At 38.0% G+C, this 9,377-nt stretch carries 10 protein-coding genes, 1 tRNA gene and 2 rRNA genes; 3 read left to right on the forward strand and 10 right to left on the reverse strand.

Annotated elements, in window-relative coordinates:
- Positions 1 to 12: 12 nt before the first annotated feature.
- Entirely contained in the window at positions 13 to 297 is a 285-nt protein-coding gene (gene groES / locus HNP81_RS21870; protein ID WP_028390610.1) for a co-chaperone GroES, read from the reverse strand.
- 350 nt (positions 298 to 647) lie between these two features.
- Here groES and HNP81_RS21875 point away from each other — a divergent pair, with 350 nt between their 5' ends.
- Together HNP81_RS21875 and HNP81_RS21880 are read left to right on the forward strand one after the other, a co-directional pair.
- Complete coding sequence (locus HNP81_RS21875; protein WP_182504006.1) at positions 648 to 1,370, forward strand: CPBP family intramembrane glutamic endopeptidase; 723 nt, start codon at positions 648 to 650, stop codon at positions 1,368 to 1,370.
- Entirely contained in the window at positions 1,367 to 1,579 is a 213-nt protein-coding gene (locus tag HNP81_RS21880) for a YdiK family protein (protein ID WP_028390608.1), read from the forward strand. Before HNP81_RS21875 ends, HNP81_RS21880 begins: the two co-directional genes overlap by 4 nt.
- Before the next feature lie 48 nt (positions 1,580 to 1,627).
- On the opposite strand, the gene HNP81_RS21885 is transcribed toward HNP81_RS21880, so the two are convergent.
- Positions 1,628 to 2,287 (reverse strand): redox-sensing transcriptional repressor Rex, encoded by a 660-nt coding sequence (locus HNP81_RS21885; RefSeq protein WP_028390607.1) that lies wholly within the window; start codon positions 2,285 to 2,287, stop codon positions 1,628 to 1,630.
- A 417-nt stretch (positions 2,288 to 2,704) separates the two neighbouring features.
- Between HNP81_RS21885 and HNP81_RS21890 the strand changes: the two genes are divergently transcribed.
- A complete protein-coding gene (locus HNP81_RS21890; RefSeq protein ID WP_182504007.1) occupies positions 2,705 to 4,624 on the forward strand; it encodes an ABC-F family ATP-binding cassette domain-containing protein in 1,920 nt (639 codons plus the stop codon).
- Positions 4,625 to 4,785: 161 nt separating this feature from the next.
- Here the strand turns inward: HNP81_RS21890 and HNP81_RS21895 are convergent, their stop codons facing one another.
- The 8 genes from HNP81_RS21895 to HNP81_RS21930 form a co-directional block, all read right to left on the reverse strand.
- Positions 4,786 to 5,316 (reverse strand): DUF3267 domain-containing protein, encoded by a 531-nt coding sequence (locus tag HNP81_RS21895; RefSeq protein WP_182504008.1) that lies wholly within the window; start codon positions 5,314 to 5,316, stop codon positions 4,786 to 4,788.
- A gap of 372 nt (positions 5,317 to 5,688) precedes the next feature.
- On the reverse strand, positions 5,689 to 6,708 hold the full coding sequence (tsaD, locus tag HNP81_RS21900) for a tRNA (adenosine(37)-N6)-threonylcarbamoyltransferase complex transferase subunit TsaD (protein ID WP_182504009.1): 1,020 nt from the start codon (positions 6,706 to 6,708) through the stop codon (positions 5,689 to 5,691).
- Complete coding sequence (gene rimI, locus HNP81_RS21905; RefSeq protein ID WP_028390603.1) at positions 6,705 to 7,157, reverse strand: ribosomal protein S18-alanine N-acetyltransferase; 453 nt, start codon at positions 7,155 to 7,157, stop codon at positions 6,705 to 6,707. The genes tsaD and rimI overlap by 4 nt, the downstream gene beginning before the upstream one ends.
- A 32-nt stretch (positions 7,158 to 7,189) precedes the next feature.
- Positions 7,190 to 7,882 (reverse strand): tRNA (adenosine(37)-N6)-threonylcarbamoyltransferase complex dimerization subunit type 1 TsaB, encoded by a 693-nt coding sequence (tsaB, locus tag HNP81_RS21910; protein ID WP_182504010.1) that lies wholly within the window; start codon positions 7,880 to 7,882, stop codon positions 7,190 to 7,192.
- Complete coding sequence (gene tsaE / locus HNP81_RS21915; RefSeq protein WP_182504011.1) at positions 7,879 to 8,337, reverse strand: tRNA (adenosine(37)-N6)-threonylcarbamoyltransferase complex ATPase subunit type 1 TsaE; 459 nt, start codon at positions 8,335 to 8,337, stop codon at positions 7,879 to 7,881. The genes tsaB and tsaE overlap by 4 nt, the downstream gene beginning before the upstream one ends.
- Positions 8,338 to 8,952: 615 nt before the next feature.
- Positions 8,953 to 9,026 (reverse strand) — tRNA-Met (locus HNP81_RS21920).
- 71 nt (positions 9,027 to 9,097) lie between these two features.
- Positions 9,098 to 9,213, reverse strand: a 5S ribosomal RNA gene (rrf, locus tag HNP81_RS21925).
- Between the two features lie 67 nt (positions 9,214 to 9,280).
- Positions 9,281 to 9,377, reverse strand: a 23S ribosomal RNA gene (locus HNP81_RS21930); the annotation flags it as partial.

Raw genomic sequence — 9,377 nt, forward strand, 5'->3', positions numbered from 1 at the left:
GTTTGTATGTGATTAGCTGATTACAGCTAAAATATCGCTTTCGCGTAAGATTAAGTATTCTGTACCATCATATTTTACTTCAGTACCAGCATATTTTGAGAAGATAATACGATCGCCTTGAGCAACCTCTAAAGCTACACGTTCACCATTTTCAAGAATACGGCCATTACCAACAGCCACGACTTTACCTTCTTGCGGTTTTTCTTTTGCAGTATCTGGAAGTACAATACCGCTTGCAGTTTTCTCCTCAGATTCAACTAGTTCAATAATAACGCGATCACCTAATGGTTTTAACAAGTGAAACACCCTCCTCAAATTGTGTTGATATATGGTTTCCTCAATTATTAGCACTCACCACAATCGAGTGCTAACACAATTATTATATTAAATAAAAGCAAGTTCTTTTGCAAGTAATTCTATTGTAAATTTTACTATTAATTTTATTTAGCAGACGGGAATACTAATTCTCATGGAAATTCTTTCGTACGTATAATTGGAGTTATCTAGTTTTTTTTGATAACCTTTTCTTAATAAGATGCGTATAAGTTTTCGTATACAGCACACGTTGCCTAATTAGTGTGTGTGGTCTTATCTTCTTTTTATATTCATAAAATGATCATATACCTTAGATTAAAGGAGATATCTTGTTGAAAAAAGAATATTGGTTTGTCATCATTACATATGTCATTATGCAGCTGTCAGGTGGATTGGCTGTCGATATGATAGCGTTGTTTGCCGTTTCTGCTGGTGTTGAGTTAACAAATGAACTAAAAGTGTTAATTGGAGCCTATTGGATCGTTTTCAGCTTCATTGTCGCACTTATATTTAGCCTATTTTTTATGCGAAACGAGATGCGCACGAAGGATCTGCGTAATCAGACTACGATACCCATTTCCATTCTTTGGGGATTTGGCGGCATCTTCCTTGCCATGTTTGCACAATCAATAGCTGGACTGTTGGAAAAGTCAATTGGCATTGAACAGAATTCACAAAATACAGAGCAAATTTTGAAACTAATCACCCAATTTCCAATCGTGATGCTTGTGACCTCTATTGTAGGACCCATCCTGGAAGAAATCATTTTCCGAAAAATTATCTTCGGCACTCTTTATAAACGATTGAACTTCTTCCTATCAGCACTTATTAGTTCAGTCATCTTCGGTTTTGCTCATTTTGAGCCCGAGCATATTCTCTTATACTCCGCAATGGGTTTTACCTTTGCATATCTATATATAAAGACCAATCGAATTCTCGTTCCCATATTCGCACACGTAGCGATGAATACACTTGTCGTCATCGTTCAGTTGAATTTTGAAAAACACTTGGATTCCTTGGAAAAAGCGCAAGCATTTATCGGAGGGTTTTTATGAAACGTCAATCACCTTTATCAATTGGTATCATCTATATCGCATTAGGTGTTCTATTTACCGTATTTGCGATTCAATCGGTCTCATCAAACGGCTGGGGCTTCTTTTCTTATTTTCTTGTCGGCCTAGCCACTATTGACTTCGGTTCAGGTGTAAGAATGCTTATTCTTCATTCTAAGATTAAAGCCATACAAAAAAACAAGAAAAAGTAATAGAATGGAAAACACGCTGCCGGATGAAAGAATCGAGCAGCGTGTTTATTATTCTTCTATACTATCTTCTGAATCTGTATAATTCTTCAAAAAATAAATAAGAGACTGTAATTCCACGGCAAGGTCGATATGATGAATCCGAACCGTACTCGGTACATTTAATCTAGCAGGTGTGAAATTCAAAATACCGCGAATATCTGCTTGTATCAATTGATCCGTAATTGGCTGAGCAACTGATGCCGGTACAGTCAATATCGCAACCGCAATATTTTCTTCTTTCAATCGTTCTTTGATTTCATCCATATGATGGACATACACATCTTCTACCCGTTTTCCAACCTTCTCTGGATCTACATCAAATGCCATCGCAATTTTTGTATTATTATTTTTCAAGAAATTATAGTTTAGAAAAGCCGTCCCTAAATTACCAACTCCTATTAATGCAACTTGAGTTAGATCATCTTGGTCTAAAGTTTTTTGAAAAAATGATAATAGATAATTCACATTATATCCATAGCCTTTTTTACCCAAGGCTCCAAAATAAGAAAAGTCTCTGCGGATCGTAGCGGAGTCAACTTTAACCGCTTCACTTAATTCCGCAGATGATACTCTTTGTTTACCGGCAGAATATAGATTTTTTAAAAAACGATAATATAAGGGCAGCCGTTTGGCAGTTGCTTGCGGAATCTTCATTGGTTCTTGCATCATTACTTTCCCCGCTTTCGCATGTGCTATTTCTTCATTTAGAAGTCAAAACGTTCAATATTTCATGCTTGAGTTGCACATTTCATATCATTTGGCATTAGCAGTGAAAGATCTATCTGGTAGCGTTATCATTTCAATGCTTGTACCTTTTTGTTCATCAGGAATTTATCGTTTCCTGTCGACCTTTTCTAAGAGAAGTGCTCTTTTTAAATCATACACTATAATGCTTTATTTGTAACAACTTTGTTTAATTTCCTTATACGAATGCTATATCCCGCATTAACGGGCCGTAAGACCCCTACCTCAAAGCGGCGATAAAAGAAAAGCTTACTAATTGAAGTTTCACTTTATACAAGTACATCTATTGCCGTTAAATACCATGATACGTTACACTATGGATAACGCAATCGAGGTGAAATCATGATTTTATTACAAATCAATCAATTATCTAAGTATTACGGAGCTGAACTTATCTTATCAAATATGAAGCTCGAAGTTCAAAATAAAGATAGAATTGCATTAGTCGGCAGAAATGGTGCAGGTAAGTCCACATTATTGAAGATCATTGCTGGACATCTTTCCTTTGATGGTGGTGAATTAATCAAACCAAAGGGTGTATCTATTGGGTATTTAGCACAAGATACCGGGCTTGAATCGGAGCTTTCCATCTGGGATGAAATGCTAACTGTATATGAGGATCTTATTTCCAAAGAAAAGGAGCTGCGCAGACTAGAAAAAACGATGTCTCAGCCCGAAACATTTGAAAATGAACTCTTTTATCAAAAGGTCCTTTCTGAATATGATACGTTGCAAGTGCAATTCAAGGAGCAAGGTGGTTATCAATACGAAGCTGATATCCGCTCCGTCCTTCATGGACTTCAGTTTGCAGACTTTGACCGTTCTACATTGATTCACAGTTTGAGCGGTGGTCAAAAGACAAGATTGGCACTTGGAAAGTTGCTTTTGACCAAGCCTGATATTTTAATTTTGGATGAACCGACAAACCATCTTGATATTGAAACATTATCATGGCTAGAACAATATCTCCAAAGTTATCATGGTGCTGTACTTATTGTATCTCATGACCGCTACTTTTTAGATAAAGTTGTGAATCAAGTTTATGAAATCTCGCGTAATGCTATCAAGAAGTATCATGGTAATTATAGCAATTATCTCGTGAAAAAGGCAGAAGACTTCGAGCGTGACATGAAACTATTTGAAAAACAGCAAGAAGAGATCGAAAAGCTACGTGATTTCGTCCAACGAAACCTTACAAGAGCCTCTACTACAAAAAGAGCCCAAAGCAGGCGGAAGCAGTTAGAAAAAATGGATGTAATGGATCGACCTCAAGGTGACGAAAAATCCGCATCTTTCTCTTTTCAAATAGAAAGGCAAAGTGGCAATGACGTTCTTTCCATTCAAGACTTGGCAATTGGCTATGATGACGCTTGTGTTTCTCAGAATATCTCAATGAAGATTTCAAAAGGAGACAGCCTTGCTCTTGTTGGTCCAAACGGAGTCGGAAAATCGACTTTATTAAAAACGATTATTGGAAAACTAGCAGCTATACATGGTGACATTCGTTTTGGCACAAATGTTCAAGTCAGCTACTATGATCAGGAACAAGCGAACCTTGTTTCTAATAAACGTGTGCTTAATGAACTTTGGGACGAGCACCCTGCTGTACCTGAGAAAGAAATTCGGACGATTCTTGGTAATTTTCTATTCACGGGTGATGAAGTATTGAAAACTGTCTCAACCCTAAGCGGTGGAGAGAAAGCAAGATTGGCTTTGGCGAAGATGATGATGGAGAAAGGGAATTTTCTTATTCTGGATGAACCGACTAACCATCTTGATCTTGACAGTAAACTCGTTCTAGAAAATGCCTTGATTGATTATCCCGGTACGATCCTTTTCGTTTCACATGACCGATACTTTATTAATAGAATTGCCACTAAAGTCATTGAGCTTTCCAAAGTCGGAAGCGAGGAATTTCTCGGTGATTATGATTATTATGTTGAAAAAAAGCAAGAACAACTAGAGATTCAAGAATTTGAACGGAATCAAAATGGCGCAAACCTAGAACAACCAGCAGACAAATCGTCTTTTAAAGTAGATAAAGAAGCGAAAAAGGCAGAGCGTCAGCGTAAACGCCGTATTGAAGAAATTGAAGCAACAATGGAAAAGCTTGAGAGCGAAGTTGAGCACTATAACGAGCTTCTCTGTGACCCTGATGTATTTCAAAATCACGAAAAAGTACTCACAATTCAAACAGAACTTGATCGTGTTCAGACAGAACTTGATCTACTTCTTGAAGAATGGGCGGAGCTTGCGGAATAAGACACGAAGATGGCATGTAAATACCGATTTTAACTATTCTTATTAGAGTATCGCAAAAGAGTCAGACCTCACACTCTATGAACCGTTTAATGTGTCAGTTACACTTTACTTAAACGATATTGTAGATGTGGGGTCTGACCTTTTATATTTGACAGATGCTTTTATTCATAGACCGTACATTGTGGTTTTGTCGGGTGATCGATTACTTTAGCCTTATTAGAAAATGGCTTTAGCTTTTGATAAAGCGCATAATCCCCTATACAGCCTGCCACCATCAAGATGCCTAGCAAAAGAAAACTAGGTGATTTAAAGATTAAACCAAACAGCAAAGGTATGACAGCAGTTGGAACAAACGGCATAAACAAAACCCACTTCATCTGCTTTACAGTAATAGGCATCGTAGAATGTGCGTACGCTATTCCAAGCTTCCAATTCACGCCATATTTCAGTTTTGACCATTCTACATGACCAATCCAATGAAAAGCTATCAAGTGCAATGCTTCGTGGAAGCAGATTAAGATAATATATGAAACTACGAACAGTAGCAAACTGGTTAAAGTAACACGAACTTCCAAACTTCCGTGTAACCATATATAAAGAAAGCCAAATGCAACGAAAAGCACAACCGATACAAACAAAACTGCAATAATTATTCTATTCATTGAAAGCTTCACTATCGTTCCTTTTCCCATACATCTCACCCTCTTTGTCTTTTTCCCAATCATCCACAACCTTATCCACATTATCAACGTTATTATTCCTGGTTTCATAAACCTTTTCCACAATATCCACAGAACTAGACATACTTACCCACAAAATCACATGGTTATACACATATCCAAAGAATAGTTATCCACAAATGATGGAATTTTCTATAATTTTAAACATTAATGCGCTTACTTGTGGATAATTTTACTTTTTAGATGATTATCCACAGATAATTCTTGTACTAATGTCCACTTAATTTTCTCACAAAAATTTGAAGTGACTTGAAAAGGGTGTTTTCTTGCTAAAAAGTCGATAAAAAAGGTGAGCTGCCTTTTATGCTAACTCACCTTTTCCAATTAAATCGTTTCAATATCTAAACCTGGATTTCCATTCATCGCCATGCCAGATCTTTTTCCGTTTTCAAATAACACACTCCCTGCCGCTCCAATCATTGCGGCATTATCTGTACAGAGAGATAGAGGAGGAATAATCAATTCAGTATTCGCAATGTCTTCAAATGCCTTAGCAAGGGCCTTACGAAGGCCTTTATTCGCAGCTACTCCACCAGCCAAAAGAACTTGATTAACACCATACTCCTGAGTTGCCCTGACCGTTTTCTTAACTAACACATCAATCACACTTTGCTGAAAGCTTGCTGCTAAATCTTCAGGCTTAATGGTTTCACCACGCTGCTCTGCATTATGAATCGTATTAATTACAGCTGATTTCAAACCGCTAAAGCTAAAATCATACGAATCTTCAAGCCACGCTCTTGGTAGTGGAACAGAAGTAGGATCCCCTTCCTGAGCCAATCGATCTATATGTGGACCACCTGGATAAGGCAAATGCAAAGTTCTAGCCACTTTATCATACGCTTCTCCAGCTGCGTCATCTCGCGTCTCACCTATTACCTTAAAATGCCCTGGACGTTCAATCAGTACAAGCTCTGTATGTCCCCCTGAAACTACTAGCGAAAGTGCCGGGTACTGAATCTCTTTAATTAGCCGATTGGCATAAATATGTCCTGCAATGTGATGCACACCTACTAAAGGAATGCTGTGTGCGAACGCCACTGCCTTTGCTGCGTTTACTCCTATTAATAATGCACCCACAAGACCTGGGCCTTCAGTGACAGCAATAGCGTCAATGTCGGCATAAGTAACATCTGCTTCCCGCAACGCCTCTTCCAATACAAGAGTAATCTGCTCCACATGATGCCTTGATGCAATTTCAGGAACAACCCCACCAAATCGCTTATGGCTTTCAATTTGTGAAGCAACGATATTACTAAGAATATCGGTTCCATTTTTAATAACGGCTGCTGCGGTTTCATCGCAGCTCGTTTCTATTCCTAAGATAAGTTGATCTTTTTTCACGTTAAATTCACCCACATTACATATGCATCTTCCTGGTTGTCGGTATAATAGTTTTTACGAATGCCTCCAGTTTGAAACCCAAGCTTCTTATAAAGCGACTGGGCAACTATATTGCTAACACGTACTTCAAGCGTCATCCGAATAACTCCCATACTTAAAGCAACATCAATCATCTTCCGAAGTAGTTCTTCACCAAGCTTGAGCCCCCGATAATCAGGCAAAATAGCTATATTGGTAATATGGGCTTCATCAATAACGATCCACGCGCCGCAATATCCGGCAATCTTTCCTTCATCCTCAATAACCAGATACTTTGCATATTGATTATGATTCAATTCATTATAGAAAGCTTCCCTGCTCCAAGGCAACGTAAAGGACTGTCTCTCTACAATCAAAACTTGGTCGATATCTTCTGTTCTCATTAATCGAAACGTCATCGTTTTACTCATCGCAACCGGTCTCTTCCATTTAGAATTTTTATCTATTTATTCTGTTGCTCTAACCACTTAACCTCTGCCTCTGCCATTCTCACATAATTCGGGACAAACATATGAACGTCCTCTTGAACCCTATCTCTTCCTAAAAACGCCAGCTCAGCAGGTCTTGGGTTATACGCTTGTGCTGGAATAAAATAAGCTTTTTCACCTAATACTTCTTTAAGCGTGTCAGCATGAATCATAATATCTTGACCGACAAATAATACAGGTATGTTCAACTCTTTAAGTTTCTGTGCCCATTCAACTGCCAAGATATTTTTATCCTCACTACAACTCTCTAAACCACTCTCAGTAAATTGATACAATCCTGTATAAATTTGTCCACGGCGCGCATCGAATAAAGGAGATATCATCCCATTGAAATAACGGCCATTTGCTGCCAAAGCCTCTAGGCTCGAAATTCCAACCAAAGGAATATTTAATGTCCAAGCAAGGGTTTTAGCAATAGTAACGCCTATTCTAACCCCAGTATATGAACCAGGTCCTTTTGCTACGACAATTTTCTCCAATTCAGACGGCTTCGTATCACAATCTCTTAATAGTGATTCAATGGCCGGCATTACACGTAAAGAATGATTTTTCTTTAGGTTTGTAACATACTCCCCAACTACTTGGTCTCCATCGGTTAAAGCTATTCCTAATGTAAAATTCGATGTATCAATCGCTAATACCTTCATGAAATAATCTCCTTACATAACTCAACATACCGAGTTCCAGAAGGCTGTAATACAATTTGCCTTTTTGAATCACCCAGTCTAAAAATCTGAATTGTTAATATGTCTTCAGGAAGCTGCTCTTGAATTAAATGGGCCCATTCAACAACAGTCACTCCCTCTCCCTCGAAATACTCGTCAAAGCCAAGATCCTCTTCTTCTCCGCTCACTCTATATACATCCATATGATACAACGGTAAACGGCCCATATATTCTTTTATTATCGTAAATGTCGGACTATTTACATTCCGCTTAACGCCCAATCCTTTTGCAAGCCCTTTGGTAAAAGCTGTTTTGCCAGCTCCAAGATCCCCTTCTAAAGCCAAAACATCTCCAGCATTAAGCTTCTCCGCCAAAGCACTAGCAAAATTTACTGTCTCCAATTCACTTCCAGAAACCCATTCAAACTTCTGCTCCATCTATACTATCACCTCAAAAAAGCCAATCAGCTAAACACATAGCTGTTCATTATCCTATTAGTAGTTTACCTTTTTTCAAAACAAGACACAAACAAGAAAAGTACAAGACTATAAGAAGAACCTTTACTGTGAGCACCATTTTCTCCAGAATTAAAAATCCATTTCACTATCTCTTTACTTTGAAGGCTGTTTGTTCAAGATAATCTAGAAATATTTGGACACCATTATTGAGAAGAAAACCGATCTTTAGTTATCCACAAATCGAAATGAACAATTCTTAATATTTAACTCTGTGGATAATTTTTTCGATTCAAACTAGGTATCTACAATGTACGTTTTTCGTTGTTAACCTTTTTAGTTAACATGTTACAGGTTTCATGAAATTATGTAAGACAAAACAAACATCTACTATACCTAGTTTATCTGAACCGTCTTAATTTAATCAGTGGGGGTTTTCTTCATCCGCCACTGATTGTTAATGCTGGATAAAAAATTCTTAATTAGTTATCCACATGTTAATAATTCTTGAAACTACTGAGGTTAAGTGAGGACAAATAAATCTCAATTCATTTAGACAATAAAAAAAGCGAAACCTAAGTTTCGCTTTTTTTATAATTGCGGGGACAGGATTTGAACCTGCGACCTTCGGGTTATGAGCCCGACGAGCTACCGGACTGCTCCACCCCGCGACGATAAAATTATTACTTAATAATAGTATATCCATCATTTAAGAAATTATACAAAATATTATTAAATATCAGCTTGGCGGCGTCCTACTCTCACAGGGGGAAACCCCCAACTACCATCGGCGCTAAAGAGCTTAACTTCCGTGTTCGGAATGGGAACGGGTGTGACCTCTTTGCTATCGCCACCAAACATGAAAGGAATATCATTCCTTCAAAACTAGATAATAAGAAGGGTTTTTGCACAGTTCAAAAACAATAAGGTTAAGTCCTCGATCGATTAGTATCAGTCAGCTCCACATGTCGCCACGCTTCCACCTCTGACCTATCAACCTGATCATCTTTCAGGGATCTTAC

Source organism: Peribacillus huizhouensis (genome assembly GCF_014138605.1).
Lineage (GTDB): Bacteria > Bacillota > Bacilli > Bacillales > DSM-1321 > Peribacillus > Peribacillus huizhouensis.

Bases quoted from the DNA above. Each gene is read 5' to 3' on its own strand.
- HNP81_RS21880 (WP_028390608.1), top strand. From the start codon at position 1,367: ATGAAACGTCAATCACCTTTATCAATTGGTATCATCTATATCGCATTA.
- HNP81_RS21885 (WP_028390607.1), bottom strand. From the start codon at position 2,287: ATGATGCAAGAACCAATGAAGATTCCGCAAGCAACTGCCAAACGGCTG.
- HNP81_RS21890 (WP_182504007.1), top strand. From the start codon at position 2,705: ATGATTTTATTACAAATCAATCAATTATCTAAGTATTACGGAGCTGAA.
- HNP81_RS21895 (WP_182504008.1), bottom strand. From the start codon at position 5,316: ATGGGAAAAGGAACGATAGTGAAGCTTTCAATGAATAGAATAATTATT.
- rimI (WP_028390603.1), bottom strand. From the start codon at position 7,157: ATGAGTAAAACGATGACGTTTCGATTAATGAGAACAGAAGATATCGAC.
- tsaB (WP_182504010.1), bottom strand. From the start codon at position 7,882: ATGAAGGTATTAGCGATTGATACATCGAATTTTACATTAGGAATAGCT.
- tsaE (WP_182504011.1), bottom strand. From the start codon at position 8,337: ATGGAGCAGAAGTTTGAATGGGTTTCTGGAAGTGAATTGGAGACAGTA.